Source organism: Pseudomonas sp. URMO17WK12:I6, assembly GCF_003253625.1.
Classification (GTDB): domain Bacteria; phylum Pseudomonadota; class Gammaproteobacteria; order Pseudomonadales; family Pseudomonadaceae; genus Aquipseudomonas.
In genome coordinates, this window is sequence record NZ_QKYZ01000011.1 from 191,624 (window position 1) to 217,775 (window position 26,152).

Genomic DNA, 26,152 nt, shown 5'->3' on the forward strand with positions numbered 1-26,152 from the left:
TTCAGAGGCTGGCATCAACCATGCCGTGACGAACCGCCAACAGCGTCAACTCGACATCGCTGCTGATCGAAAGCTTTTCGAAAATACGGTAACGGTAGGTATTCACTGTTTTTGGCGACAGGCACAGTTTGTCGGAGATGATCTGCACCTTCTGACAGCCGACAATCATCAACGCAATCTGGATTTCCCGCTCAGACAAGGCGTCGAACGGCGAATCGTTGGTTGGCTGGAACGATTTGATCGCCAGTTGCTGGGCAATTTGCGGGCTGATATAGCGTTGCCCGGCAAACACCAGGCGAATGGCCTGGACCATTTCCGGCAATCCGGCGCCCTTGGTCAGGTAGCCCGCGGCACCTGCCTGTAACAGGCGGGTTGGAAACGGATCTTCTTCGCACACGGTGACCGCGACGACTTTGATGTCGGGATGACTGCGCAATAATTTGCGCGTGGCTTCAAGACCGCCGATCCCGGGCATCTTGACGTCCATCAGCACCACATCGGGTTTCAACTCACGCGCTTTGAGCAGGGATTCCTCTCCCGACTCGGCCTGACCGACTACTTGCAGGCCATCGATGTCAGCCAGCATTCGTGTAATGCCTGTACGAACGAGATCATGGTCATCGACTACTAGCACCCTAATCAAGCAGACACCTCGCGATTTGGTCTTATTGGGTTGCCGGACACCTTAGCAAAAAGCGACTGGCAGACCTAGCGGAAAGCAGCATATAAAAAGTGTCAATTCTTCTGGCGAGGCTTGCTGGCAGTGTGTTTCAGCGATGCAGTCCATTGATATCACGCTGCATTCTCAGGAAACACTGGTCCTTGCCGACCACCTTCAGTCCTTTTCTCTCGTAAAGTATTTTTGCCGGATTATTTTCAAATACGGTCAGACGCAATGCCAGGCGCCGTTCCTTGCAGGCCATGGCGAATACCTGATCGATCACCCACGAACCGGCGCCCTGCCCCCGGCACGCGTCAAGTAAATGCAATTCGCGGATATACAAGGCGCTGGCGTCACGGCTCAGGCTGACATACCCCATCAGTGTGTCATCACGCACAATCAGCCAGTTTTCGCGTCCCTCCCAAGCAACATCGAAAGCCTCGTCCTGCCACAACAGTTCATGTTGAATGTAGTAGCGCAGCATATTTCGACAAGTCAGGTCACGCGCGAAGTCCAGGTCACGAGACGTTGCCGGGCGCAATTCGAACCCCATTCAAGCCTCCGCGACAGTCACGATTTGCCCCTTCCAGCCGTCAGCATTGCGACGAGCAACCACCATGAGATTCCCCGTCCCCGGTGCCGCCGCAACCAACGAGCCGTCCGCCGCCCAGATTGCACTACGCCCTGCCGACTCCCAGCCACCCGTTGCGCCACCATGGTTGGCCATCAGTACCGCCATCGAGTGGGTGCGGGCATAACCTTGCAACAGTGCGGTATCTGGAGCGTAGCCGCTTTCTGTAATCAACACGCCCGCGGCATAAAGATCAGCGCCCTGCCGTGCCGCGGCGGCTGCATGACTGGCGTGAGAAAAATCGGCGCATACCGCCAACGCGACGGTGTCGGTGCCGATCTTCAATGTCGAACCGCCTGTTCCCGGGGCAAATGCCACCTCCTCCCCTGGGTGCAAATGCTGTTTGCTGTAGATCTCGAGCAAACCATCGGCCCCCAACACCAGGGCACCGATCAACACCGGCGAATCGTCCGACAGACGAATCGGCATCCCGACGACACTGGTCACACCGACCTCCCGCGCGAAATCGCGCAGAGGTTGCAGCACTCTGGCGTCTGGCGCGATGGCCAGCTCCGCTGCCAGACCGCGCTCGTAGCCGGTCAGCGACAGTTCTGGAAACACCAGCAATTGCACGCCCTGCTCCGCGGCAACCTGCATGAAGCGCAGGTGCCGGGCAATATTGGCGGCAAGATCACCGGCGACAGAGATCGATTGTGCGGCGGCGATGGTCAGTGTCGTCATGGTTCGTCCTTGTGACGTTGATGGTTTGGACGCCGGTTACACGCCGCCCGCTGCGTAAAGTGTGTCACAACTCCCGACCTACCCAACCGATAGAAACGCCCCGTGATGCCCGATAGCATTTTCTGATTGAATCCGCGTACCGGCCTCTAGTAAGCTCGGCTCATTCATCGGAGACAGACCATGTTCAACGCCCTCTCACCGCTTCGTACCGCCAGCGCCTCGCGCTCGGATGCGGCTGCCCGGGTGAATGACGTTTGTGCTTCGGTCAGCTTTTATTTTGGGTATTGGTTTAGCCACTGGCGCGCCTGATACCCACACGGCGCCCACTTTAAACGGGTCGCCACCAGAGAATTCTCTACCCCCGGTCGGCCTCCCGACCGGGGGTTTTGTTTTTTCAGCCCTGAACATTTTTAGCGTCACACCAGACAACTTGAGGATTTACGACATGAATTACGCCACTTATTACCGTTACGACACTTTTACCGCCTGGCGATTTACCAGCTTCCGCTCGGGACAGCCTGCCGCCTCCGATCGGTCACCCACAGGTGGCAAGCACACACACGCAGCCAATCCGGCCAATTGTCGAACACCCCACTAGGGCCGAGCGCGCGGGACGAACCCGCCGCCAGCCCAGGAAGCCCGAATATGAACTCGTCCGTCTCTGCTCTGCCGCTGTCCACCTTGAGCCCTGCCAATGAAGCGCTGACCTTGCGTCTGCCCAGCTCATTGCAACTCAAACAGCAACTGCCACTCAGCAATGCCCTGACCCAACAAGTCGCCGCCCACCGCCAGGCCGTCCGCGCGATCCTCAACGGTGAAGACTCCCGTCTGCTGGTGATCGTCGGTCCCTGCTCGATTCACGACCCACGTTCTGCCCTCGAATACGCCGCCAACCTGGCCCGTCTGTCTGCACAAGTCGGCGACGAGATGCTGCTGGTGATGCGCGCCTACGTCGAAAAACCCCGCACCATGGTCGGCTGGAAAGGCCTGGCCTACGACCCGCACCTGGATGGCAGCGATGACATGGCGGGCGGTTTGACCCTGTCCCGCGAATTGATGCGCGAAATGCTCCAACTGGGCCTGCCCGTTGCCACCGAGCTGCTGCAACCGATGGCCGCCGGTTACTTTGACGACCTGCTGAGCTGGGTCGCGATCGGCGCCCGCACCACCGAATCGCAGATCCATCGGGAAATGGCCAGTGGCCTGAGCATGCCGGTAGGGTTCAAGAACGGCACCGATGGTGGTGTGGCTGTCGCCAGCGACGCCATGCGCTCGGCCGCTCATCCGCACCGCCATTTCGGTGTCGACAGCCAGGGCCATCCTGCGATTATCCAGACACCGGGCAACCCCGACACTCACCTGGTATTGCGCGGTGGCCATCGCGGGCCGAACTACGACCGCGACAGCATTGCCAAAGTGCACAGCGACTTGACCAGACTCAAGATTCCGGCGCGGATCATGGTCGACTGCAGCCACGCCAACAGCGGTAAAGATCCGTTACGTCAGCCCGCCGTGTTCAACGACGTGCTGGAACAACGCCTGCAAGGTGATCGCTCGCTGGTCGGCATGATGATTGAGAGTCATCTGTTCGAAGGCTGCCAACCGTTGAGCCCTTCGTTGCGGTACGGGGTGTCGGTAACGGACGGCTGCCTTGGCTGGACCGGGACGGAACAATTGTTGTTGCAGGGAGCCGAGCGACTTCGTGCACAACGAAGCGCTCAGCAGCCAAAGTAAGCCGTGTCGCCGAGAACCGCGATGCAGCGCGATCGGGTCGGTTTGCACGGAAAAATGACCTACCAGAGGTAGGTCATTGAAAGAAATATCTCGGCCATCGTTAAAAAGATGTCCGGATATTCCGACCAAGACCTCACGCTCATTCGAGTTTTCGTACCATTTCTATTCCGTTTTCATCAGGTTACAGCGGCTTTTTCATACATCGCCGAGCGGTGGGTGTGCTTTAGAGTGCCCCCTTGAGCACACACCTGACCTACTGCGAAAAAGGAAATGTACATGCTACGGAATGCAACCACTGACTATCCGATCCTGCTGGTCCACGGGCTCTTCGGCTTCGATCGCATCGGCAAACTCGAACTGTTCCATGACGTCAAACAGGCCTTGAGAAGCGCCGGTGCGAGGGTTTTCATCCCGCACCTGTCGGCGACCCACAGCAATGAAACCCGTGGCGAACAGTTGCTGGTGCAGATCGAACGGGTACTGCAAGGAACCGGTGCAAGCAAAGTCAATCTGATCGGTCACAGCCAGGGCGCACTGGCTGCACGATATGCGGGGGCGCTGGCGCCACAGATGGTCGCTTCGGTGACATCGGTCAGCGGGCCGAACCACGGCTCGGAACTGGCCGACTTCCTGCGCAAGGCGCTGACGCCCGGGCGCCTGCCGGAACAGGTCGCCGGAGCGGTGGCCACCCTGTTCGCCGACTTCCTGTCGTTGCTCAGCGGCAACCGGCACCTGCCGCAGAACGCCATCGCCGCACTCAACGCGCTGACCACCGAAGGCGTTGGTGCCTTCAACGACAAGTACCCCCAAGGGTTGCCGAAAACCTGGGGCGGCAAGGGTCGCGAACTGGTGAACGGCGTACGCTACTACTCCTGGAGCGGCACCCTGCAGGGAAACATCCTCGACGAAGGGCTCTATGCGCTCAACCCGCTGCACGGGTTCCTGCGGGCCTTCTCCCACTACTTCACCACCGAAGCCGAGCAGAATGACGGCATGGTCGGCCGGTTCAGCTCCCATCTGGGTAAAGTGATCCGTTCCGACTATCCGCTGGATCATCTGGACAGCCTCAGCCAGACCACAGGTCAAGTCCGCAAGGGCATCGACCCCATTGACCTGTATGTGCAACATGCCGAACGCTTAAGAAATGCCGGGCTTTAGACAATGCCTTAAGCTGGACGGCATTTTGAGAAGAAATAGCCCTCTGAATCCGGTAGGCTCCGCACTTTACTGAACATTGAATGGAGTATTTTCCCATGGCCAAAGCCACCGCCCGCCACATCTTGGTTTCCAGCGAAGCCAAGTGCAACGAACTCAAGGCCCAGATCGAAGCCGGCGCCGATTTCGCCGAAGTCGCCAAAGCCAACTCCAGCTGCCCATCAAGCCGCCAGGGCGGTGACCTGGGTTCGTTCGGTCCAGGCCAGATGGTCAAGGAATTCGACACCGTGGTTTTCAGCGCGCCAATCAACGTGGTGCAAGGCCCGGTCAAGACCCAGTTCGGTTACCACCTGCTGGAAGTGACCAGCCGTCAGGACTGATCAACCCCTGAGTTTTCTCCACAACGGCCCGCCTTTTGGTGGGCCGTTGTGTTTTCGTTACGTGATACGGCTGGCGAGGGACGCGCCGCTAGCGTACAAATTGTGCTTATCGATCACCCGGCTCTAAGGCTGACAATGCGACTGGCTTTCCCCACTTTACTGTTCACTGCCGTGGCCCTGCTGTTGGGCGCCGCCGGTGTGAGCGCTGCACCGCAACAGGCGTTGACCGTGTACGGTGAACCGGCGAAGTATCCCGCCGGTTTCAGTCATTTCGACTACACCAACCCGCAAGCGCCCAAGGGCGGCACGATGCGTCGCTCGGCGCTGGAAATCGGTCATTTCGACCACATCCTGCCGTACATCGACAAAGGGATTGGCGTCACACAAGTCGATGGCTTGATCTACTCGCCCCTGGCCGTGCGTTCACTGGACGAACCCTACACCGTGTACGGCCTGGTGGCGCAGCAGATGGAGCGTTCCGACGATGGACTGTCCCTGCGTTTCTACCTGAACCCGAAGGCCCGTTTCGCCGATGGCAAGCCGATCACCGCCGAAGACGTGCGCTACACCTTCGACCTCCTGATGACCCAGGGTAGCCTGCGCTATCGCACGCAATTCGCCGACGTCAAAGGCGTCGAAGTGGAATCGTCGCGAACCATTCGGTTCGACTTCAAGAGCAACGAAAACCGCACCCTGCCCCTCGACATCGCCACTTTGCCGGTGCTTCCCGAACACTGGTGGAAGACCCGCGACTTCGCCAACGGTGGCGGTTACGAGCCGCCGCTGGGCAGCGGGCCGTACCGCGTGAGCAAGGTCGACTCAGGGCGCAGCATTACCTTCGAGCGTAACGCCGACTGGTGGGCCAGGGATTTACCGGTCAGCCGCGGCCTCTACAACTTCGATCATTTCAGCATCGAGTACTTCGGCGACACCGACGTCGCCCGTCAGGTCCTGCGTGGCGGCGCCTATGACTACAACCGCGAATTCTCCGCCACCGCCTACTCCATCGGCTACGAGAGTCCGGCCTTGCGCGACGGCCGCCTGCAAAAAGCCCACCTGGCGACACAGGCACCACAACCGTCCCAGGGTTTTGTATTTAACTTGCAAAACCCGATGTTCCAGGACCGCCGCGTGCGCCAAGCGCTGGCCATGCTCTGGGATTTCGAATGGAGCAACCGGCAGATGATGCGCGACCTGTACATCCGCCAGCAGAGTTTCTTTTCCAACACCGAGCTCGCCGCCCGACAACTGCCCGACGCGGGTGAGCGGGCGATTCTCGAACCGCTGCGCGGGCAGATCCCCGACGAAGTCTTCACTCAGGTCTTCGAAGCACCGAAAACCGATGGCAGCGGCGTGATTCGCGACAAGCAATTGCAAGCCCTGGACCTGCTCGAACAGGCCGGCTGGAAACCCGATGGCGATCAACTGGTCAACGCCGAAGGCCAACCGCTGAGCTTCACCTTCCTGATCAGCCAGAACGGCATGGACCGATTGCTGCTGCCTTACAAGCGCACCCTGAAACAAATCGGCATCGACCTGAACATTCGTCGCATCGACGCCTCCCAGTACGTCAACCGCCTGATGTCCCGGGACTACGACATGATCGTCACCGGCTACCCGGTCACCAACTCGCCGGGTAACGAGCTGTACAACTACTTTGGCTCGGCGGCGGCCAGCGATCCGGGCTCCAACAACTACATGGTGCTGAAGAACCCGGCGGTCGATACGTTGATCAACGGCCTGGTCCGCGCCAACACCCAGGCCGACATGCTGCGCTACGCCCATGCCCTGGACCGTGTCCTGCAATGGAACTTCTATTGGATTCCCAACTATTACCCGCCCGGCAGTTCGACCGTGTGGTGGAACCGCTTCGGCATTCCCTCTGTACAAGCAAGCAATGACGAAGCCATCGAGAGTTGGTGGGAAGTCAGCTCCACCCCCCTGACCAACGAACAGATGACCGCCGAACTCATCAAGCGCGGCAAATCCGGAGGGTCGCACTGATGTGGGCTTACGTACTGCGGCGCTTGCTGCTGATCATCCCGACTTTAGTGATCATTCTTCTGGTCAACTTCGCCATCGTCCAGGCCGCGCCCGGTGGCCCGGTGGAACAGGCCATCGCACACCTGCAAGGCATCGGTGGCGCAAGTATCGGCGGCGGTTCCAGTGAGACCATGCACGGCAGTTCTCGGGCCAGCCGTGGGCTCGATCCGCAGCTGATCAAGGAGATCGAAAAGCAATACGGCTTTGACAAGCCAGCGCCGGAACGCTTGTGGCTGATGCTCAAGAGCTATGCCCACCTCGACTTCGGCAAGAGCTTTTTTCGCGGTGCCACGGTCACCGACCTGATCCTGGATAAAATGCCGGTGACCATTTCCCTCGGGCTCTGGGCGACGTTGATCACTTATCTGGTGTCGATTCCGCTGGGCATCCGCAAGGCCGTGCACCACGGCAGCCATTTCGATATCTGGAGCAGCACCGCGATCATCATCGGTTACGCAATGCCGGCGTTCCTGTTCGCGATGTTCCTGATCGTGGTCTTCGCCGGCGGCACCTCGTTGAACTGGTTTCCGGTACGCGGCCTGGTCTCGGACAACTTCGATTCGCTGTCGACGGTGGGCAAGATCGCCGATTACTTCTGGCACCTGGTGCTGCCAGTAACGGCGCTAGTGGTCGGCGGCTTTGCGACCCTGACCATCCTCACCAAAAATTCCTTCCTCAATGAAATCACCCGCCAGTACGTGGTCACCGCCCGGGCCAAGGGCTTGAGCGAACGCCAGGTGCTTTACGGCCATGTGTTTCGCAACGCCATGCTGCTGGTGGTCTCGGGAATTCCCCAGGCCTTTATCAGCGTTTTCTTCGCCGGCTCGCTGCTGATCGAAGTGATTTTCTCCCTCGATGGCCTGGGTCGCATGAGTTACGAAGCGGCGGTATCGCGGGACTATCCGGTGGTATTCGGTTCGCTGTTCATCTTCACCTTGTTCGGCCTGCTGATAAAAATCATCGGTGACCTGTGCTACACCCTGGTCGATCCGCGTATCGACTTCGCCGCGAGGAACGCCTGATGTTCAAACTCTCGCCGCTGGGCCGTCGCCGTTTTGAACGCTTCAAGAAAAACCGCCGGGGCTGGTGGTCGCTGTGGTTGTTTATCGGTTTGTTCCTGCTGACCCTGGGCGGCGAACTGATCGCCAATGACCAACCGCTGGTGCTCAGTTATCAGGGCTCGCTGTACTTCCCGGCGTTCAAACGCCACACCGAGCAAGAGTTCGGCGGCCAGTTGCCGTTTCAGGCCGATTTTCGCAGCGATTACGTGCAGAAGCTGATTCACAAGGGCGACGGCTGGATGCTGTTTGCGCCGATCCCGTTCAGCGACGACACGCCCAATTACGATCTCAATCAACCGGCGCCGAGTCCGCCGTCGAAGGTCAACTGGCTGGGCACCGACGATCAGGCCCGGGACGTGCTGGCGCGAGTGATTTTCGGGGCACGGGTGTCGATCCTGTTTGCGCTGATGCTGACGTTTATCAGCGCCTTGATCGGTATCGCCGCTGGTGCATTGCAGGGCTATTACGGCGGCTGGGTCGACTTGCTTGGTCAGCGCTTGCAGGAAGTCTGGTCGGGGCTGCCGGTGCTGTACCTGCTGATCATTCTGTCGGGCTTCGTCGAGCCGAATTTCTGGTGGCTGTTGGGGATCATGGCGCTGTTTTCCTGGCTGGCCCTGGTGGATGTGGTGCGCGCCGAGTTCCTGCGCGGGCGTAACCTGGAATACGTCAAAGCCGCCCGTGCGTTGGGCCTGACCGACCGCAAGGTGATCGTGCGACACATTCTGCCCAACGCAATGAACGCCACCCTGAGTTATCTGCCGTTCATCCTGACCGGGGCGATTTCCACCCTCACGGCGCTGGATTTCCTCGGTTTCGGCATGCCGGCCGGCAGTGCGTCCCTGGGCGAGTTGATCGGCCAAGGCAAGCAGAACCTGCAAGCGCCGTGGCTGGGGCTGACGGCGTTTTTCACCCTGGCGCTGATTCTTTCTTTGCTGGTGTTCATTGGCGAGGCGTTGCGTGATGCCTTTGACCCTCGTTCTTGAAGCGGACTGGTGACATGACTGACAACCTGATCGAAATCCGTGACCTCAATATAGCCTTCAGTGGCCAGACCGTGGTGCGCAACCTGTGCCTGGACATCCACCCCGGCGAATGCCTGGCGCTGGTCGGCGAGTCCGGATCCGGCAAGTCGGTGACCGCCCACTCGATCCTGCAACTGCTGCCCGAAAACGGTACGCAAACCACCGGCAGCATTCGCTATCGCGGCCAGGAATTGATCGGCGCCGACGCTAACGTCTTGCGCGAACTGCGCGGTAACCGGATCGCGATCATATTCCAGGAGCCGATGACCTCCCTCAATCCGCTGCACAGCATCGAGAAACAGATCGGCGAAACCCTGCTGCTGCACAAAGGGCTGGGTGGCAAAGCGGCGCAAGCGCGGATTCTGGAATTACTGCAACTGGTGGGCATCCAGAAGCCCGAAGAGCGGCTCAAGGCCTACCCTCATCAACTGTCCGGCGGCCAGCGACAACGGGTAATGATCGCCATGGCCCTGGCCTGCGAACCGGAATTGCTGATCGCCGACGAGCCGACCACCGCGCTGGATGTGACGGTGCAGCGCAAGATCCTGCGGCTGCTCAAATCCCTGCAACAGCAGCTTGGCATGTCGCTGCTGCTGATCAGCCACGACCTCAATCTGGTGCGCAGCATGGCCCAGCGGGTGTGCGTGATGCACGCTGGGGAAATCGTCGAGCAGGCACCTTGCGAAACGCTGTTCACCGAGCCGAAACACCCATACAGCTGTGTGCTGCTGAACGCCGAACCGGAAGGTGAAGCCCTGCCCCGGGACGAGCGTGAAAACGTGCTGGAAGTGGAGAATCTGCAAGTGCAGTTCACCCTCGGTGGCGGGCTGTTCCAGCGTAAGACGTACCTGCGCGCAGTGGACGGCATCAGCCTGAACGTTCAGCGCGGCAAGACCCTGGGCATCGTCGGTGAGTCCGGCTCAGGCAAGTCCACGCTCGGTCAGGCGATCCTGCGCTTGCTTGATTCCGAAGGCAGCATTCGCTTTCAGGGGCAGGCGCTGGATGGCCTGACGCAAAAGCAACTGCGGCCATGGCGCAAGAAGATGCAGGTGGTATTCCAGGATCCTTTTGGCAGCCTCAGCCCGCGAATGTCCGTGGCGCAGATCATCAGTGAAGGCCTTGAGGTCCATAGCCAGTCCACCCCTGCCCAATGCGAAGCCCAGGTCATCCGGGTGCTGGAAGAAGTCGGCCTCGATCCGCAAAGCCGTCATCGCTACCCGCACGAGTTCTCCGGCGGGCAGCGCCAACGCATTGCCATTGCCCGCGCGCTGGTGCTCAAACCGGCGCTGATCCTGCTCGACGAACCGACCTCGGCCCTCGATCGCACGGTGCAAAAACAAGTGGTCGCCCTGCTCCGCCAGCTTCAGGAGAAATATGGCCTGACCTACCTGTTCATCAGCCACGACCTGGCGGTGGTGCGTGCCCTGGCCCACGACATGATCGTGATCAAGGACGGCAAAGTGGTGGAAAGCGGCGCCAGCCACACGGTGTTCGAATCACCGCAGCACCCGTACACCAAAGAGCTGTTGGCGGCGGCGCATCCGGGGTTGGCATAATCCCTGCGATCTTTTGATCTTGATTTCCAAAAATGGACACCCCGATGAACACCACCGAAAGCCTCAAGGACTACCAGCGCGTTCGCACCCTGGCGATCCGCTCGCTGTTCGAGATCATCGAGCAATCGAGCGAAGGCACGGTGATTGTCGACCGCGATGCGAACATTGTCTGGATGAACGAGCGCTATGCCCGGCGATTCGGCCTGGAGTCGGCCGCAGGCGCCATCGGCAGGGCCTGTGAAAGCGTGATCCCCGGCAGCCTGTTGCGCGAGGTGGTGCGTACCGGACGGCCGATCCTGCTGGACATGCAAGACACCCCCAAGGAACCGCTGGTGGTGATGCGCCTGCCGATTCACGACGATGCCGGCGCGGTGATCGGCGCCATCGGTTTTGCCCTGTTCGACGAATTGCGCAGCCTGTCGCCAATGCTCAAGCGCTACCTGAGCATGCAGGAAGAACTGGCGTCCACCCGTTCTCTACTGCGGGCGCGACAGACCAAGTACAACTTCGCGCACTTCATCGGCACCAGCGCCGCCAGCCTCGAAGTCAAACGCCGCGCCCGACGCAGCGCCAGTGCAGAGTCGCCGGTGTTGTTGCTCGGTGAAACCGGCACCGGCAAGGAACTGCTGGCCCAGGCGATCCACGGCGCATCACCCCGGGCGCATAAAGCCTTCGTCAGCATCAACAGCGCAGCGATTCCCGAGTCGCTGCTGGAAGCCGAGTTCTTCGGCACCGCGCCCGGCGCGTTCACCGGCGCCGATCGCAAGGGCCGCGCCGGCAAGTTGCAAATCGCCCAGGGCGGCACGCTGTTTCTCGACGAAATCGGCGACATGCCGCTGCCGCTGCAAAGCAAGTTGCTACGGGTGTTGCAGGAGAAGGAATTCGAACCGGTGGGCTCCAACGAAGTGATTCAGAGTGATGTGCGAGTGATCGCCGCCACCTCCACCGATCTGGTGGCGGCAATCAAATGCGGCGAGTTTCGCGCCGATCTGTATTACCGCCTCAATGTGCTGCCGATCCAGGTCCCGCCCCTGCGTGATCGCCTCGACGACCTTCCTGCCCTCAGTGAAGCGATCCTTGAGGAACTGCGCAGCCAGCACGAATTGAACCGCGAAGCCTTGGAATTGTTGGGGCAACACGCCTGGCCGGGGAACATTCGTGAACTGCGCAACGTGCTGGAACGGGCGGCGCTGCTCAGTGATGACTTGATGCTGAACGCGGCGGATATCCGCGCGGCGATTGGCAGCTTTACCCCGGTGGAGCGTGCGGCGCCTCTGCCCCTTGAGCCGATTGCCCATGAAACCTTCAGTGAGGCTCGCGAACGGTTTGATCGGCAGTTGATTGAATCGACCCTCGCGCAATGCGGTGGGAAGGTAATCGAAGCGGCGGCGCGGTTGGGGCTGGGGCGGTCGACGCTGTACAAGAAGATGGCGGCGCTGGGGATTGCTGAGTCTCTATAAAGAGACATGCATCTCTATTGGTAGATAGGGCCTCTTCGCGGGCAAGCCTCGCTCCTACAGGTCGTGCAATTTCGTAGATAACCACACTCCCGTAGGAGCGAGGCTTGCCCGCGAACGCGTCAGCACAATCGCCAGAAATCTCAATACAGAGACAAAAATCACCAAAATCACTTCACAAACAAATAATCTCCTTATATTTCAATAGCTTAGATAGCTGGCACGAAACCCGCTATAGCCCTCCCACCAAGCTTCACCCTACAAAAATAACAATCCTGGAGAGACACACCATGAGTGTGATCATTGCCTTGGCAGCCCTCGCGCTGCTGATGGTGGCTGCTTACCGTGGCTACAGCGTTATCCTCTTTGCCCCGATCGCCGCCCTCGGCGCCGTCCTGTTCACCGACCCTTCCGCCGTAGCCCCCGTCTTCACCGGGGTGTTCATGGAAAAGATGGTCGGCTTCGTCAAACTGTATTTCCCGGTGTTCCTGCTCGGCGCGGTGTTCGGCAAGCTGATCGAGTTGTCGGGATTCTCCCGCTCCATCGTCGCGGCGGCGATTCGCTTGCTCGGCCCCCGTCAGGCGATGCTGGTGATCGTGCTGGTCTGCGCCCTGCTCACGTACGGCGGTGTGTCGCTGTTTGTGGTGGTGTTTGCGGTGTACCCATTTGCCGCCGAGATGTTCCGCCAGAGCAATATTCCCAAACGCCTGATCCCGGCGACCATCGCCCTCGGCGCGTTCTCGTTCACCATGGACGCCCTGCCCGGCACGCCGCAGATCCAGAACATCATCCCCAGCACCTTCTTCAACACCACCGCCTGGGCGGCGCCGTGGCTGGGTGTGATCGGCACGATTTTCGTGTTCTGTGCCGGCATGCTGTTTCTGCAGCGCCAGCGCAACAAGGCCCAGCGCACGGGTGAAGGTTACGGCTCAGAACTGCGCAACGAGCCGGAAACCGCACCGGACATCCAGCTGCCTAATCCGTGGATCGCGCTGTCGCCGCTGTTGCTGGTGGGCCTGATGAACCTGCTGTTCACCCGGTGGATTCCTGTGTGGTACGGCAAGACCCACAGCCTTTCGCTGCCGGGCATGGCCGCCCCGGTGACCACCGACATCGCCAAGCTGACGGCGATCTGGGCGGTCCAGGCGGCCTTGCTGGTCGGCATCGTCATGGTGCTGGTGTTCGGCTTTCAGGCGATTCGTGGCAAGTTGGCCGAAGGCAGTAAAAGTGCGGTCAGCGGCGCATTGCTGGCAGCGATGAACACTGCGTCGGAATACGGTTTCGGGGCGGTGATCGCCTCGTTGCCAGGTTTTCTGGTGCTTTCGGACTGGCTCAAGAGCATTCCCAACCCGTTGGTCAATGAAGCGATCACCGTGACCTTGCTGGCCGGCATCACCGGCTCGGCGTCAGGCGGGATGAGCATCGCTTTGGCGGCGATGTCCGAGAGTTTCATCAGCGCTGCCCACGCCGCCAATATTCCGCTGGAAGTGCTGCACCGGATCGCGGCGATGGCCAGTGGCGGCATGGACACGCTGCCGCACAACGGCGCGGTGATTACCTTGCTGGCGGTCACCGGGTTGACCCACCGCGAGGCCTACAAAGACATTTTCTGTATTACGCTGATCAAGACACTCGCTGTTTTTGTGGTGATCGGTACTTTCTACGCCACTGGCATTGTGTGAGGTATTCATGACGACTCTTTCGGGCAAGACCGCACTGGTCACCGGTTCCACCAGCGGCATCGGTCTGGGGATCGCCCTGAGCCTGGCCAAGGCCGGCGCCAACCTGATCCTCAACGGTTTCGGCGATGCGTCCTCGGTGATCGCTGAGGTCGAACAATTCGGCGGCAAGGTCGGCCATCACCCGGCCGATGTCAGCGACCCTGCACAGATCGCCGACATGATCGAGTACGCCGAGCGTGAGTTCGGCGGCGTGGATATCCTGGTCAACAACGCCGGCATCCAGCACGTGGCGGCGGTGGAAGATTTTCCGGTGGAGCGCTGGGACTCGATTATTGCGATCAACCTGTCGTCGGTGTTCCACAGCACCCGCTTGAGCCTGCCGGGCATGCGTACCAAGGGCTGGGGACGCATCATCAACATCGCTTCGGTGCACGGCCAGGTCGGTTCGGTGGGTAAAGCGGCGTATGTCGCGGCCAAGCATGGCGTGATCGGCCTGACCAAAGTGGTCGGCCTGGAAACCGCCACCACCAACGTTACCTGCAACGCCATTTGCCCAGGCTGGGTGCTGACGCCGCTGGTGCAGAAGCAGATTGATGATCGCGCCGCGACCGGGATTGACCCGCAGCAGGCGCAACACGATTTGCTGGCCGAGAAACAGCCCTCCCTGGAATTCGTGACGCCGCCGCAGCTGGGTGAGTTGGTGCTGTTTTTATGCAGCGAAGCCGGTAGCCAGGTGCGTGGCGCAGCGTGGAATATAGATGGTGGGTGGTTGGCGCAGTAGCCTGCCGCCGGACCCTGTGGCGAGGGAGCTTGCTCCCGTTCGGCTGCGAAGCAGTCGTAAATAGGTTTTGGGACAGCTGCGCTGTCCAGCGGGAGCAAGCTCCCTCGCCACAAAAGCCTGTGTGTGATGCATAAACAAGAAGAGGCCAAGCCATGTCCGACATCCTCTGGCAACCCGGCACCGAGCGCATCGGCAAGAGCCGCATGGAGGCCTTCCGGCGTTTCGTCAATCAGCGACACACCCTTGGGATCGCCGACTACCCTGCCCTGCACCAATGGAGCATCGACCAGCGTGAAGCCTTCTGGCAGGCCATCGTCGATTTCTTTGACATCCGTTTTCACGATCAGCCAGACGCGGTGCTGATCGAAGGCGCGCAAATGCCCAGCGCGCAGTGGTTCCCCGGCGCTACCTTGAACTTCGCCGAACACCTGCTGCGCCGTCGTGACGATGCCGTGGCCGTGGTCGCCATTGGTGAAAACGGCCAACGGGAACAGCTGACCTGGGCCGAACTGGCAAGTCACGTCGCCGGTTTTCAAAATAGCCTGAAAGCCGCCGGTGTCGGCCTCGGCGACCGCGTGGCAGCGTGTATGCCGAACACCTGGCAGACCCTGGTGGCCATGCTCGCCACCACCAGCCTGGGTGCAATCTGGTCCTGTTCTTCACCGGACTTCGGCACCCACGGGGTGATCGATCGCTTCGGCCAGATCGAACCGAAAGTGCTGATCACCTGCGCCGGTTACCGCTACGCCGGCAAAGAGATCGACCAGACCACCAAGGTCAATGAAATCCTCGGACAGTTGCCGTCCTTGCAGCAATTGATTGTTGTGCCTTATGCGCGTCCTCAAGCGCGCATCGAGGATTTCCGCTGCCAGGCCAACGTGACGCTGTGGGACGATTTTTACGACCCGGGCGGCGAGCCGCAATTCGTTCCCGTGCCTTTCGCCCATCCGCTGTACATCCTCTACTCCAGCGGCACCACCGGCGTACCGAAGTGCATTGTGCACGGCACCGGCGGCGTGCTGCTGCAACACGTCAAGGAACATGGCCTGCACACCGACCTCAGTGCCGGTGACCGTTTGTTCTACTACACCACCTGCGGCTGGATGATGTGGAATTGGCTGGTCTCGGCGCTGGCCGTCGGCAGCGCCGTGGTGCTGTACGACGGCTCGCCGTTTCATCCAGGGCCGGAGCGCCTGATCGACCTGATCGACGACGAACGCCTCAATGTCTTCGGCACCAGCCCGAAATTCCTCACAGCGCTGGAAAGCAATGGCTTGAAGCCGTGCGAAAGTCATGACCTGAGCAGCCTGAGAACCATCCTGTCTACCGGCTCGGCGCTGTCGCCGCAAAGCTTCGATTACGTCTACCGCACGTTCAAATCCGACCTGTGCCTGTCTTCGATGTCCGGCGGCACCGATATCGTTTCGTGCTTTGTGATTGGCAACCCGGTCCTGCCGGTGCGCCGTGGTGAGATGCAATGCAAGAGCCTGGGCATGGCGGTCGAAGTGTGGAACGACGATGGCAAGCCTGTGATCGGTGAAAAAGGCGAACTGGTGTGCACCCGGCATTTCCCGGCCATGCCCATCGGCTTGTGGAACGACCCGCAACAGGAAAAGCTGCGCGCTTCGTATTTCAGCCTGTTCCCCGGCGTCTGGGCCCAGGGCGATTACGCCGAACAACTGCCCCATGGCGGCATGCTGATCCACGGCCGCTCCGACGCGGTGCTCAACCCCGGCGGCGTACGCATCGGCACGGCGGAAATCTACCGTCAGGTGGAGAAAGTCCCGCAGGTGCTGGACAGCGTCGCCATCGGTCAGCAATGGCAGGATGACGTGCGAGTGGTGCTGTTCGTGCGCTTGCGCGAAGGCGTCGAGCTGGACGAAGCGCTGCAACAACAGATCCGCCAGGTCATCCGCGCCAACACCACGCCACGGCATGTGCCGGCGAAGATTGTCGCGGTGACGGACATTCCGCGGACCATCAGCGGCAAGGTGGTCGAACTGGCGGTGCGCAACGTGGTGCATGGCCAGAAGGTGAAGAACACCGATGCACTGGCCAACCCCGAAGCCCTGGAGCAATTTCGAAACCGCCCCGAACTGAACGACTGACGCCGTAGACCTACTGTGGGAGCAAGCCCGCTCCCACATTTTTGATCAGCATCGGCCCCTTCAGTCCATCAACCCCCATTCGCCCGGCGGCGTATGGGGGCCAGGCGTGGCCTCGGCGTGCATTTTCAGGCGCAAGCGCAGATTGTTCACCGAATCAGCATGTTTCAACGCCTCTGCCTCATCGATTGCGCCCTCGGCAAACAGCGCGAACAGCGCCCCGTCAAACGTCTGCATCCCCACCTCTGAAGACTTCTCCATGATCCCCTTGAGTTCGCCAAACTCATTGCGCCGGATCAGGTCACCGATGGTTGGTGTGCCCAGCATCACCTCCACCGCCGCCCGGCGCTGCCCGTCGCGGGTACGCACCAGACGCTGGGACACAAACGCCTTGAGGTTGTTGCCCAGGTCGTTGAGCAACTGCCCCCGGCGCTCTTCAGGAAAGAAATTGATCACCCGATCCAGCGCCTGATTGGCGTTGTGCGCATGCAACGTGGAAATTACCAGATGACCGGTATCGGCAAACGCCAGCGCGTGCTCCATAGTCTCGCGGTCACGGATTTCGCCGATCAACACCACGTCCGGCGCCTGGCGCAACGTGTTTTTCAGCGCGGCGTGGAAACTGCGGGTATCGACGCCGACCTCGCGCTGATTGACGATCGACTTCTTGTGCCGATGGATAAACTCGACCGGGTCTTCGATAGTGATGATATGGCCACTGCTGTGGCGGTTGCGGTAATCGATCAGCGCCGCCAGCGAGGTCGACTTGCCCGAGCCGGTCGAACCGACGAACAACATCAGCCCTTGTTTGAGCATCACGGTTTCAAGCAGCACCGGTGGCAAGTTAAGGTCTTCGAAGCGTGGAATGTCGAGCTTGATGTTGCGCGCCACGATGGACACATCATTACGCTGCTTGAAGATATTGAGCCGGAAACGCCCGACCCCGGCCAGGGAAAGCGCCAGGTTCATTTCCAGGTCCCGATCGAACTCCAGGCGTTGTTCGGCGTCCATGATGGACGCGGCAATGGCCGCCACTTCTCCCGGCTTGAACGGTTGATCGGTCAGGGCTTTGAGCACACCGTCAAATTTCGCGCTGGGTGGCGCGCCCGTGGACAGGTAAAGATCGGAGCCATGGCGGCTGGCCAGAATCTGCAACAGTGCATCGATTTCCATGGCAAAAAGCACCCGCGAAGCATTCAATGAAAAAAATGACCCCATGCGGGTCATCCAGCGTCTACCGCCTTGCAAGGATAGTAGACGCCGCCACACTGACTCATGCGCAGGACATGTAGATGAACGCACCACCGACCGCCAGCGATGCCCAGGCCTTGATTGCCCGACTGGACTGGACAAACAACCCGCTGGGCGCCGCCGAAAACTGGCCGCAGAGCTTGCGCACCGCGGTGGACATCGTGATCCACTCGCCAATGCCGATGCTATTGCTGTGGGGCCCGCAGCTCACCCAGATCTACAACGACGGCTTCGCCTTCCTCGCCGGCAGCAAACACCCTCACGCTTTCGGACAACCGACGCACCAGATCTGGCCGGAACTCAAAGACTTTACCGACCCGATTTACAGCGCCGTCCTACAGGGCCAGGTGCGGACCTACAGCGAACAGCGCTTCACCTTGCAACGCGACGGTCGGGATTCTGACTTCTGGCTGGATTTGACCTACAGCCCCATTCGCAACGAAAGCGCCGAGGTTGCCGGGATTCTGGTCACGGCCATCGAAACCAACGAACGCCGCCGCATCGCCCTCGAACTGGAACAACGCTCCGCCGCCAGCCTCAAGGCCCAGCAAGACACCGAGCAGCGCCTGCAACTGGCACTGGCCGCCACCGATGCCGTCGGCACCTGGGACTGGGACATTGGCGAAGACCGTTTCATCGCCGATGCGCACTTCGCGCAATTGCATGGCGTCGATCCGGCCATGGCCAACCAGTTGCCGATCAGCGAATACCTCCACGGCGTGCACCCGGAAGACCGCGCCATGATCGCCCGCAGCATCAAGCACTGCATCACCCATGGCAGCGAGTACGCCGAGGAATATCGCTTGCTGCAAGCCGACGGCCAGTTGCGCTGGGTGTTTGCCCGGGGTCGTTGCTACAAGGACCACCATGGCCGGCCGATCCGTTTTCTCGGCGCCGCGCTGGACCTGACCGAACGCAAACACATCGAACAGGCCTTGCGCCAAAGCCAGACCGAGCTGCAACTGATCATCAACGCCATGCCGATCCTGATCAGTTATGTGGACCGCGAAGAGCGCTTTCGCCTGAACAATGCCGCCTATCTGGAATGGTATGGCCTGACGCCCCAGGAGCTTTACGGCCGCACCATTCGTGAAGTGCTCGGCGATGAAGCCTATGCCCTGCGCGCCGAATACATCGCCGAGGCGCTGAAAGGCAAGACCTGTTGTTTCAGCATCAGCGCCGACCACCGCGATGGCAGCACCCGCCAGGCCCTGATGAACTACCTGCCACGCCACGGCGCAGACGGCGCGGTGAATGGTTTCTACATCTTCGTGATCGACGAGACCGAGCGCAAACAGACTGAAGAGGCGCTGCGCAACCTCAACGAAACCCTGGAAGAACGCGTGAGCGCTCGCACCCAACAACTGGCCGAAGCCAACCAGCGACTGCAGAACGAGATGTTCGAGCGTGAGCGCGCCGAAGACGCCTTGCGCCATGCACAGAAAATGGAAGCGGTCGGCCAGCTCACCGGCGGCATCGCCCATGACTTCAACAACATGCTCACCGGGATCATCGGCAGCCTCGATTTGATGCAGCGCTACATCGCCGATGGGCGCGCAGCCGAGATCGGTCGCTTCACCGAAGCGGCGGTGTCCTCGGCCCATCGCGCCGCCGCCCTGACCCATCGGTTGCTGGCATTCTCAAGGCGTCAGTCACTGGATCGCAGGCCACTGGACGCCAACCAGCTGGTGCATTCCCTGGAAGACTTGCTCAGCCGGACCAAGGGCGATCACATCGAGCTCAAACTAAAGCTGGCCGATGAGGTCTGGCCGGTCAGTACCGATGTCAGCCAACTGGAAAACGCCTTGCTCAACCTCGTGATCAATGCCCGGGATGCGATGCCCGATGGCGGCGAGTTGTTGATCGAAACCGCCAATGTTCACCTCGACGGCAGCGACGTCACTCCGCTGGAGCCAGTCAGGGCCGGGGATTACCTGATGATTGCCGTCAGCGACAACGGTGCCGGCATGACCCCATCAGTACTGGCCAAGGCCTTCGATCCGTTCTTCACCACCAAACCCATCGGCCAGGGCACCGGCCTTGGGTTGTCGATGATCTATGGTTTCGCCCAGCAGTCGGGCGGGCACGTCAGCCTGCACAGCCGGCCTGGCCAGGGCACCAGCGTTCGCCTGTATTTGCCACGGTTGCACGTCGCCCTGCCGGAACACGCTCAGCTGCCCGTCGCAGGTGAAGCACCGCCAGCGGTTGCCGGTGAAACCGTGGTGTTGGTGGAAGACGATCCGGCGGTGCGCATGTTGGTGCTCGACCTGCTCAAAGAGTTGGGTTATCACGCCCATGAAGCCGAAGATGCGCAGAGCGCCCTGCCCTTGCTGGAGTCCGACCTGCGGGTCGATCTGCTGGTAACCGATGTCGGGCTGCCGGGCATGAACGGTCGGCAATTGGCGGAAATCGCTCGTCAGCACCGCCCGGAACTCAAAGTACTGTTCATTACCGGTTATGCCGAGAAAGCCGCCGAACGCCAGGGCTTCCTGGAGGAAGGCATGGACATGGTAGCCAAACCCTTTTCCATGGACCTGTTGGCCAACAAGATTCGCACGATGATCGGCCAAGCCGGCTGAGTTAAGGCATAATCGCGCGCCCCACGCTGGCACCAACATAGCCACCACCGTTGCAAGGTACTGCCCATGAAAGCCCAAGCCCGCCATATTCTGGTGAAAACCTCGGAAGAAGCCGAGCAGCTCAAACAACGCATCGCCAAGGGCGAAGCCTTCGATGTGCTGGCCAAGAAATACTCCACCTGCCCGTCCGGCAAACGCGGCGGGGATCTTGGCGAAGTACGGCCCGGGCAGATGGTCGGGGCAATCGATGCGGTGATCTTCAAAAAACCGCTGCGGGTGGTGCATGGGCCGATCAAGAGCAAGTTCGGGTATCACCTGGTGCAGGTGTTTTACCGGGACTGATCGGTTGGCTCGATGTACAGGGTGAGGCTTGCCAAAAAAATCACAGCATTCCCAAAGATTGCATTTCAATCTTTGGGGATCAGTGCCCCCGGCACTTGAATCACCCGACTCGCCAAGCGATGCCCCGCCTCAGCAGCCTCGACCGGGCTCCCACCCTTGAGGCGGCAAGCCAGATACGCCGCGCTGAACGAATCTCCCGCCGCCGTGGTGTCCACCACCCGTTCGACCACTTGCGCCGGCACTTCGAACGACTCGCCGTCACAGCGAATCAGACACGCCTCGGCACCGCGCTTGAGCACCACTTCGGGCGTGCCCATCTGCTCGTAAGCGGCAAACACCGCCGCGCAATCGGAAAACTGGAACAGCGCCTGCTCGTCATCAACCGTCAGCAACGCCAGGTCGACATAGGGCAACACTTCGCGATAAGCCGCTCGTGCGTCCTCGACCGAAGCCCACAGGCGTGGTCGATAATTGTTGTCGAACACGATCCGCGCATCCCGCTGTCGGGCTTCGATCAGGGTGTCCAGCAGTTTCTCCCGGCCCTGTTCACCGAGCACCGCCAGGGTGATGCCGCTGAAATACAGCACGTCGTAATCCGGCAGCGCTGCCAGGATCGGCGCGGCCGCCGGGGTGGTAAAGCAATCGCGCACGGCCGCTTCATTGCGCCAGTAGAGAAAACGCCGCTCGCCGGCCGCGTCGGTCTGGATGCAATACAGACCGGGCAAGCGACCGGGCAAACGCTGGACCATGCCCAGGCCGATGTGTTCGCTGGCCCAGCTCTGGCACATCGCATCGCTGAAACTGTCGTCACCCAGGGCAGTGACGTAATCCACCGTGCCGCCATCGCCCAGTTCACGGGCCAGATAGACCGCGGTGTTCAGGGTATCGCCGCCGAAGCTCTGTTGCAGAGAGCCGTTGGCGCGCTGCTGCAGTTCGATCATGCACTCGCCGATCAGGGCGATGCGCGGGATGTTGGGGCCCAGAGGGCTGATGTTGTTCATGTTGTGGGGGCTCTTAGAAACAGGTTTCCATGGTCTCGATAACATTCAGCTGCTCATCCACCAGACACCCGATACGCCACTTGTCGAACGTCAAACACGGGTGCGAAGTCCCGAACGAAATGATATCGCCCACTCGCAACTCAACCCCCGGCGCCACGGTCATGAACGCGTGCTGGTCCATCACCGCTGTCACCTTGCAGGCACTTACATCATCGCCGGTCGCCGGCACCACGCCGGCCTTGTAACGCAGCAACGGCACCGGCAAACCGGCGTCGTAGGCCACGTCGCGCTTGCCCAGGGCGATCACTGCAAAACCCGGTTCGGGCAACGACTGCACATGCGCCCAGACTTCCAGCGCCGGGCGCAAACCTTCGTGCAGGTCGCTGCGACGGTCGAGCACGCAGCATTGCGCTTCTTTGTAGATGCCATGGTCGTGGGCCACGTAACTGCCGGGGCGCAGCACGCTGAGGAAACGCCCGCCGGCATTCTGCGCTTCGAACGACTCGGCGATCAGGTCATACCAGGCCGACCCCGACGCGGTGATGATCGGCTTGGCAATCGCGAACGCGCCACTGTCCTGCAACTGCACCGCCAGACGCACCAGGGAGGCGGCGAACTCGCGGATGCCGCTCACCGCATGATCACCGTGAATCACCCCTTCGTAGCCCTCGATGCCGGTCAGCGCCAACGCCGGTTGAGCGTTGATAGCCTTGGCCAGTGCCAGCACTTCGGCTTCGGTGCGGCAACCGCAACGACCGCCGACCACTCCGTACTCGATCATCACGTTCAGGCGCACGCCGCGCGAAGCGAAAAACGCGCCGAGGTCGGCGACGTTATCCGGGTGATCGACCATGCAATAGAACTCGAAGGTCGGGTCTGTCAGCAGGTCGGCGATCAGTGCCATGTTCGGCGTGCCGACCAGTTGATTGGCCATCAGCACCCGGCGCACACCATGGGCGTAAGCCGCGCGGGTTTGCGTGGCGCTGGCCAGGGTGATGCCCCAGGCACCGGCGTCCAGTTGGCGACGAAACAGCGCCGGGGTCATGCTGGTTTTACCGTGAGGTGCCAGTTCCGCGCCGCTGTGGCTGACGAAGTCCTGCATCCAGCGAATGTTGTGTTCCAGCGCGTCGCGGTGCAGCACCAGCGCCGGCAGACTGACGTCCCGCACCAGGTTGGCGCCGGTCTGGGCGGCGCCCTTTTCCACGGCGGCGGTATTGATGGCAGTAGACATGGTCGATCTCCTCACACACGGCCGCAGGCAGCCGCTGTTATTCGTTGATACGCCGGGCGAGGCTGTTGGCGCTGTCGATCAGCACCCGGCGATAGTCGTTGTAATTGTTCTTCGCATCGGCCCGTGGGGCGACGATGCACAGGGTCGCGATGGCCACGCCGTTCGGGTCTTTGACCGGGGCGGCGAAGCAATGGGTAAAGGTGTCGGCGACGCTGTCGAAGGAAAAGAACCCGTCGATGGCGGCCTGGCGGATCTCCCGGAGAAACTGCTCCAGCGGCAGGCGTTCGCCGTCGGGCAGGATGAAGTCGTCGGGGTCGATCAAATCGACGATTTGCTGATCGCTCAGGTGCGCCAGCAGCAGCCGCCCGGAAGCGGTCCAGGGGATCGGCGCGTTTTCGCCGATGTCCGAGGAAATGCGGAAATGCCGCTCCCCCTCTTTCATCAATGCCACGGTGTATTTGCGCCCGTTGAGCAGGCACATCTGCGCGGTTTCGCGGGTCTGGCTGACGATTTCCTGCAAGGCGTGATCGGCCTCGCGGGACAGATCGAAATGACGCAAATGCGCTTGTCCGAGGAAGTACAGCTGACGACCGAGGTAAACGTGACCTTCCTTGCCCACGGGTTCGAGGATGCGCCGCTCCAATAAGGACGCAACCAGTTCGTAGATCGTGGATTTCGGGCTGCCGATGCCGCTGGCGATTTCGTTCGGGCGCAGGGGCTGGCCGATTTCCTTGAGGAAGTCGAGGATGTCGAACGCCCGGTCCAGACCGCGAGCCCGGCGCTTGATGGTGTCTTCGGTCATTTCAGTGGTCCCATTCAAAGTGCCGGGAGTTTACCCAGAAGGCCGCCTTCGCGGGCAAGCCTCGCTCCTACAGGATTTCGCCGTTTGTAGGAGCGAGGCTTGCCCGCGAAGAATTCACTGCGGTTCAGGCCTTTTTCTTGTACGCGATGCAATCAATCTCGACCTTGCAATCGACCATCATGTTCGCCTGCACGCAGGCCCGGGCCGGGGCGTGTTCGCTTTTGAAGTACTCGGAAAACACCTTGTTGAAACTCCAGAAGTCCCGCGGGTCTTCCAGCCACACGCCCGTGCGCACCACGTCTTCGAGCCCGTAACCGGCCTCTTCCAGAATCGCGATCAGGTTTTTCATGGTTTGGTGAGTCTGCTCGACAATCCCGCCCACGATGATTTCACCATCCACCGCCGGCACTTGGCCGGACACGTGCAGCCAGCCATCGGCTTCGACGGCGCGGGCAAAAGGACGGGGCTGGCCGCCACCGGCGGTGCTGCCGGTGCCGTAACGAGTAATGCTCATGGGTGTTTCTCCTGATTAAAAAGTGAAGGCTTAAAAGCGGGTGCTCTTGAGAAATTCCGCCAGTCGCGGCGACTGCGGGCGCTCGAACAGTTCCTTGGGCGGCCCCTGCTCTTCGATCCGCCCCTGATTCATGAACACGATCTTGTCCGAGACCTCGAAGGCAAAACGCATTTCGTGGGTCACCAGCAACATGGTCATGCCATCCTCGGCCAGGCCCTTGATCACGTTCAGCACTTCGCCCACCAGCTCCGGATCGAGGGCCGAGGTGACTTCATCGAACAGCATCAAACTCGGGTTCATCGCAATCGCCCGGGCAATCGCCACGCGCTGTTGCTGACCACCGGACAACTGACCGGGGTAATGATCGCGGCGCTCCAGCAGGCCGACCCGCTCCAGCCATTTCTCCGCCAGCGCCACGGCTTCATCCTTGTGCAGTTTTTTCACCTTGAGCAACCCGAGGGTGACGTTCTGCAACGCGGTGAGGTGCGGGAACAGATTGAATTGCTGGAAGGCCATGCCGGTCATGGCGCGATGGCGGGCGATGACTTTTTCCGGGTGGCGCACGCGCTTGCCGTTGACCTCGTCATAGCCGATGGATTCACCGTCGAGCAGAATCTGCCCGCCCTGGAACTCTTCGAGCATGTTCACGCAGCGCAGCAGCGTGGTCTTGCCCGAGCCGCTGGAGCCGATCAGCGTGACCACATTGCCGCGCTGCATGGTCAGGTCGACGCCCTTGAGCACTTCGAGCGGGCCGTATTGTTTGTGCAGGCCACGGATGTCCAGCAGCGCTTGGTTCTGGGTCGAAACTTGAGCTTGTGTCATGGCAAGGCCACCCGCTTTTCAATGTGCCGGCCGAGTAATTCGATGGCGTAGTTGATGACGAAAAACAGCAATCCGGCGAACAGGTAAAACTCCAGGGTCATGAAGGTCCGGGCGATGATCTGTTGAGTACTGAGCAGCAGCTCGGCGACGCCGATCACCGACAACAAGGTCGACGCCTTGACGATCTCGGTGGACGAGTTGACCCAGGTCGGCAAGATCTGCCGCAACGCCTGGGGCAACAACACATAACCCAGCGCCTGGTAAAACGTCAGGCCGATGGCCTTGCTCGCTTCCATCTGACCGCTGGGCAGCGCTTGCAACGCACCGCGCACGATCTCGGCGACATGGGAACCGCAAAACAGCGTCAGGCCCAAAGTGCCAGCCCCGAAGGCGCTGATCTGCCAGCCCAGTGCCGGCGCCATGTAGAAGCAGGCCAGTACCAATACAAACACCGGCGTGCCGCGAATGATGTCGACGTAGAACCGGAACGGCGCGCGCATCCAGAACGTGCCGTAGGTGAGTACCAGGCCGGCGACGATGCCAACCAGCGTACCCAGCAAAATTGCCAGGCCCGAGCACTGCACACTTGTCAGGAAGCCCTGCCACAGGACATCCCGGGCCACCCATAACTCATGCAACCAGCTGGGGGATTCGTACATGG

23 protein-coding genes are annotated in these 26,152 nt (G+C 60.7%); 13 read left to right on the plus strand and 10 right to left on the minus strand.

What is annotated here, in order from left to right; all coding sequences use genetic code 11:
* Position 1 precedes the first annotated feature (1 nt).
* The 3 genes from uvrY to F475_RS20550 all read right to left on the minus strand — a co-directional run bounded on the left by uvrY (position 2) and on the right by F475_RS20550 (position 1,973).
* A complete protein-coding gene (uvrY, locus tag F475_RS20540; RefSeq protein ID WP_008015884.1) occupies positions 2-643 on the minus strand; it encodes a UvrY/SirA/GacA family response regulator transcription factor in 642 nt (213 codons plus the stop codon).
* Positions 644-770: 127 nt separating this feature from the next.
* Positions 771-1,214, minus strand: a complete 444-nt coding sequence (locus F475_RS20545; protein WP_111454606.1) for a GNAT family N-acetyltransferase — start codon at positions 1,212-1,214, stop codon at positions 771-773.
* A complete protein-coding gene (locus F475_RS20550; RefSeq protein WP_111454607.1) occupies positions 1,215-1,973 on the minus strand; it encodes a carbon-nitrogen hydrolase family protein in 759 nt (252 codons plus the stop codon).
* 645 nt (positions 1,974-2,618) lie between these two features.
* Here F475_RS20550 and F475_RS20555 point away from each other — a divergent pair.
* The 11 genes from F475_RS20555 (at position 2,619) to F475_RS20605 (ending at position 16,952) form a co-directional block, all read left to right on the plus strand.
* Entirely contained in the window at positions 2,619-3,707 is a 1,089-nt protein-coding gene (locus F475_RS20555; RefSeq protein ID WP_111454608.1) for a 3-deoxy-7-phosphoheptulonate synthase, read from the plus strand.
* A gap of 276 nt (positions 3,708-3,983) precedes the next feature.
* Complete coding sequence (locus F475_RS20560; RefSeq protein WP_018927672.1) at positions 3,984-4,865, plus strand: triacylglycerol lipase; 882 nt, start codon at positions 3,984-3,986, stop codon at positions 4,863-4,865.
* 95 nt (positions 4,866-4,960) lie between these two features.
* Positions 4,961-5,242, plus strand: coding sequence for a peptidylprolyl isomerase (locus tag F475_RS20565; protein ID WP_007933754.1), 282 nt, complete (start codon positions 4,961-4,963; stop codon positions 5,240-5,242).
* 135 nt (positions 5,243-5,377) lie between these two features.
* Positions 5,378-7,246 (plus strand): extracellular solute-binding protein, encoded by a 1,869-nt coding sequence (locus F475_RS20570; protein WP_111454609.1) that lies wholly within the window; start codon positions 5,378-5,380, stop codon positions 7,244-7,246.
* Entirely contained in the window at positions 7,246-8,307 is a 1,062-nt protein-coding gene (locus F475_RS20575; protein ID WP_064617099.1) for a microcin C ABC transporter permease YejB, read from the plus strand. The genes F475_RS20570 and F475_RS20575 overlap by 1 nt, the downstream gene beginning before the upstream one ends.
* Positions 8,307-9,329 carry an ABC transporter permease gene (locus F475_RS20580; protein ID WP_177431122.1) on the plus strand — a complete coding sequence of 341 codons (1,023 nt, stop codon included), beginning with the start codon at positions 8,307-8,309 and terminating at the stop codon, positions 9,327-9,329. Before F475_RS20575 ends, F475_RS20580 begins: the two co-directional genes overlap by 1 nt.
* Before the next feature lie 14 nt (positions 9,330-9,343).
* Complete coding sequence (locus tag F475_RS20585) at positions 9,344-10,924, plus strand: ABC transporter ATP-binding protein (RefSeq protein ID WP_111454610.1); 1,581 nt, start codon at positions 9,344-9,346, stop codon at positions 10,922-10,924.
* A 44-nt stretch (positions 10,925-10,968) separates the two neighbouring features.
* Positions 10,969-12,384, plus strand: coding sequence for a sigma-54-dependent Fis family transcriptional regulator (locus F475_RS20590; protein ID WP_111454611.1), 1,416 nt, complete (start codon positions 10,969-10,971; stop codon positions 12,382-12,384).
* Between the two features lie 287 nt (positions 12,385-12,671).
* Entirely contained in the window at positions 12,672-14,063 is a 1,392-nt protein-coding gene (locus F475_RS20595) for a GntP family permease (RefSeq protein WP_111454612.1), read from the plus strand.
* 7 nt (positions 14,064-14,070) lie between these two features.
* Positions 14,071-14,844, plus strand: coding sequence for a 3-hydroxybutyrate dehydrogenase (hbdH, locus tag F475_RS20600; protein ID WP_111454613.1), 774 nt, complete (start codon positions 14,071-14,073; stop codon positions 14,842-14,844).
* 152 nt (positions 14,845-14,996) lie between these two features.
* Positions 14,997-16,952 carry an acetoacetate--CoA ligase gene (locus F475_RS20605; RefSeq protein ID WP_111454614.1) on the plus strand — a complete coding sequence of 652 codons (1,956 nt, stop codon included), beginning with the start codon at positions 14,997-14,999 and terminating at the stop codon, positions 16,950-16,952.
* 60 nt (positions 16,953-17,012) lie between these two features.
* Here F475_RS20605 and F475_RS20610 read toward each other — a convergent pair whose 3' ends face one another.
* Positions 17,013-18,122: a PilT/PilU family type 4a pilus ATPase gene (locus F475_RS20610; RefSeq protein WP_111454631.1), complete on the minus strand. Its 1,110-nt coding sequence runs from the start codon at positions 18,120-18,122 to the stop codon at positions 17,013-17,015.
* 119 nt (positions 18,123-18,241) lie between these two features.
* Between F475_RS20610 and F475_RS20615 the strand changes: the two genes are divergently transcribed.
* Together F475_RS20615 and F475_RS20620 are read left to right on the plus strand one after the other, a co-directional pair.
* Positions 18,242-20,779 (plus strand): PAS domain S-box protein, encoded by a 2,538-nt coding sequence (locus F475_RS20615; protein WP_111454615.1) that lies wholly within the window; start codon positions 18,242-18,244, stop codon positions 20,777-20,779.
* Between the two features lie 66 nt (positions 20,780-20,845).
* On the plus strand, positions 20,846-21,121 hold the full coding sequence (locus tag F475_RS20620) for a peptidylprolyl isomerase (RefSeq protein ID WP_007933743.1): 276 nt from the start codon (positions 20,846-20,848) through the stop codon (positions 21,119-21,121).
* A gap of 65 nt (positions 21,122-21,186) precedes the next feature.
* On the opposite strand, the gene F475_RS20625 is transcribed toward F475_RS20620, so the two are convergent.
* The 6 genes from F475_RS20625 to F475_RS20650 form a co-directional block, all read right to left on the minus strand.
* Positions 21,187-22,122, minus strand: a complete 936-nt coding sequence (locus tag F475_RS20625) for a sugar kinase (protein WP_111454616.1) — start codon at positions 22,120-22,122, stop codon at positions 21,187-21,189.
* Between the two features lie 13 nt (positions 22,123-22,135).
* Complete coding sequence (locus tag F475_RS20630; protein ID WP_111454617.1) at positions 22,136-23,353, minus strand: amino acid deaminase; 1,218 nt, start codon at positions 23,351-23,353, stop codon at positions 22,136-22,138.
* A 37-nt stretch (positions 23,354-23,390) separates the two neighbouring features.
* Positions 23,391-24,155: an IclR family transcriptional regulator gene (locus tag F475_RS20635; protein ID WP_111454618.1), complete on the minus strand. Its 765-nt coding sequence runs from the start codon at positions 24,153-24,155 to the stop codon at positions 23,391-23,393.
* A gap of 124 nt (positions 24,156-24,279) precedes the next feature.
* Entirely contained in the window at positions 24,280-24,669 is a 390-nt protein-coding gene (locus F475_RS20640) for a RidA family protein (RefSeq protein ID WP_018927658.1), read from the minus strand.
* 30 nt (positions 24,670-24,699) lie between these two features.
* A complete protein-coding gene (locus F475_RS20645; RefSeq protein ID WP_018927657.1) occupies positions 24,700-25,491 on the minus strand; it encodes an amino acid ABC transporter ATP-binding protein in 792 nt (263 codons plus the stop codon).
* Positions 25,488-26,150, minus strand: a complete 663-nt coding sequence (locus F475_RS20650) for an amino acid ABC transporter permease (RefSeq protein WP_018927656.1) — start codon at positions 26,148-26,150, stop codon at positions 25,488-25,490. Before F475_RS20650 ends, F475_RS20645 begins: the two co-directional genes overlap by 4 nt.
* Between the last annotated feature and the right edge of the window lie 2 nt (positions 26,151-26,152).

Bases quoted from the DNA above. Each gene is read 5' to 3' on its own strand.
- hbdH (WP_111454613.1), top strand. From the start codon at position 14,071: ATGACGACTCTTTCGGGCAAGACCGCACTGGTCACCGGTTCCACCAGC.
- F475_RS20650 (WP_018927656.1), bottom strand. From the start codon at position 26,150: ATGTACGAATCCCCCAGCTGGTTGCATGAGTTATGGGTGGCCCGGGAT.
- F475_RS20565 (WP_007933754.1), top strand. From the start codon at position 4,961: ATGGCCAAAGCCACCGCCCGCCACATCTTGGTTTCCAGCGAAGCCAAG.
- F475_RS20625 (WP_111454616.1), bottom strand. From the start codon at position 22,122: ATGAACAACATCAGCCCTCTGGGCCCCAACATCCCGCGCATCGCCCTG.
- F475_RS20555 (WP_111454608.1), top strand. From the start codon at position 2,619: ATGAACTCGTCCGTCTCTGCTCTGCCGCTGTCCACCTTGAGCCCTGCC.
- F475_RS20545 (WP_111454606.1), bottom strand. From the start codon at position 1,214: ATGGGGTTCGAATTGCGCCCGGCAACGTCTCGTGACCTGGACTTCGCG.
- F475_RS20610 (WP_111454631.1), bottom strand. From the start codon at position 18,122: ATGGAAATCGATGCACTGTTGCAGATTCTGGCCAGCCGCCATGGCTCC.
- F475_RS20615 (WP_111454615.1), top strand. From the start codon at position 18,242: ATGAACGCACCACCGACCGCCAGCGATGCCCAGGCCTTGATTGCCCGA.
- F475_RS20560 (WP_018927672.1), top strand. From the start codon at position 3,984: ATGCTACGGAATGCAACCACTGACTATCCGATCCTGCTGGTCCACGGG.
- F475_RS20630 (WP_111454617.1), bottom strand. From the start codon at position 23,353: ATGTCTACTGCCATCAATACCGCCGCCGTGGAAAAGGGCGCCGCCCAG.
- F475_RS20605 (WP_111454614.1), top strand. From the start codon at position 14,997: ATGTCCGACATCCTCTGGCAACCCGGCACCGAGCGCATCGGCAAGAGC.
- F475_RS20575 (WP_064617099.1), top strand. From the start codon at position 7,246: ATGTGGGCTTACGTACTGCGGCGCTTGCTGCTGATCATCCCGACTTTA.
- F475_RS20645 (WP_018927657.1), bottom strand. From the start codon at position 25,491: ATGACACAAGCTCAAGTTTCGACCCAGAACCAAGCGCTGCTGGACATC.
- F475_RS20640 (WP_018927658.1), bottom strand. From the start codon at position 24,669: ATGAGCATTACTCGTTACGGCACCGGCAGCACCGCCGGTGGCGGCCAG.
- F475_RS20570 (WP_111454609.1), top strand. From the start codon at position 5,378: ATGCGACTGGCTTTCCCCACTTTACTGTTCACTGCCGTGGCCCTGCTG.
- F475_RS20620 (WP_007933743.1), top strand. From the start codon at position 20,846: ATGAAAGCCCAAGCCCGCCATATTCTGGTGAAAACCTCGGAAGAAGCC.
- F475_RS20590 (WP_111454611.1), top strand. From the start codon at position 10,969: ATGAACACCACCGAAAGCCTCAAGGACTACCAGCGCGTTCGCACCCTG.
- F475_RS20595 (WP_111454612.1), top strand. From the start codon at position 12,672: ATGAGTGTGATCATTGCCTTGGCAGCCCTCGCGCTGCTGATGGTGGCT.
- F475_RS20585 (WP_111454610.1), top strand. From the start codon at position 9,344: ATGACTGACAACCTGATCGAAATCCGTGACCTCAATATAGCCTTCAGT.
- F475_RS20580 (WP_177431122.1), top strand. From the start codon at position 8,307: ATGTTCAAACTCTCGCCGCTGGGCCGTCGCCGTTTTGAACGCTTCAAG.
- F475_RS20635 (WP_111454618.1), bottom strand. From the start codon at position 24,155: ATGACCGAAGACACCATCAAGCGCCGGGCTCGCGGTCTGGACCGGGCG.
- F475_RS20550 (WP_111454607.1), bottom strand. From the start codon at position 1,973: ATGACGACACTGACCATCGCCGCCGCACAATCGATCTCTGTCGCCGGT.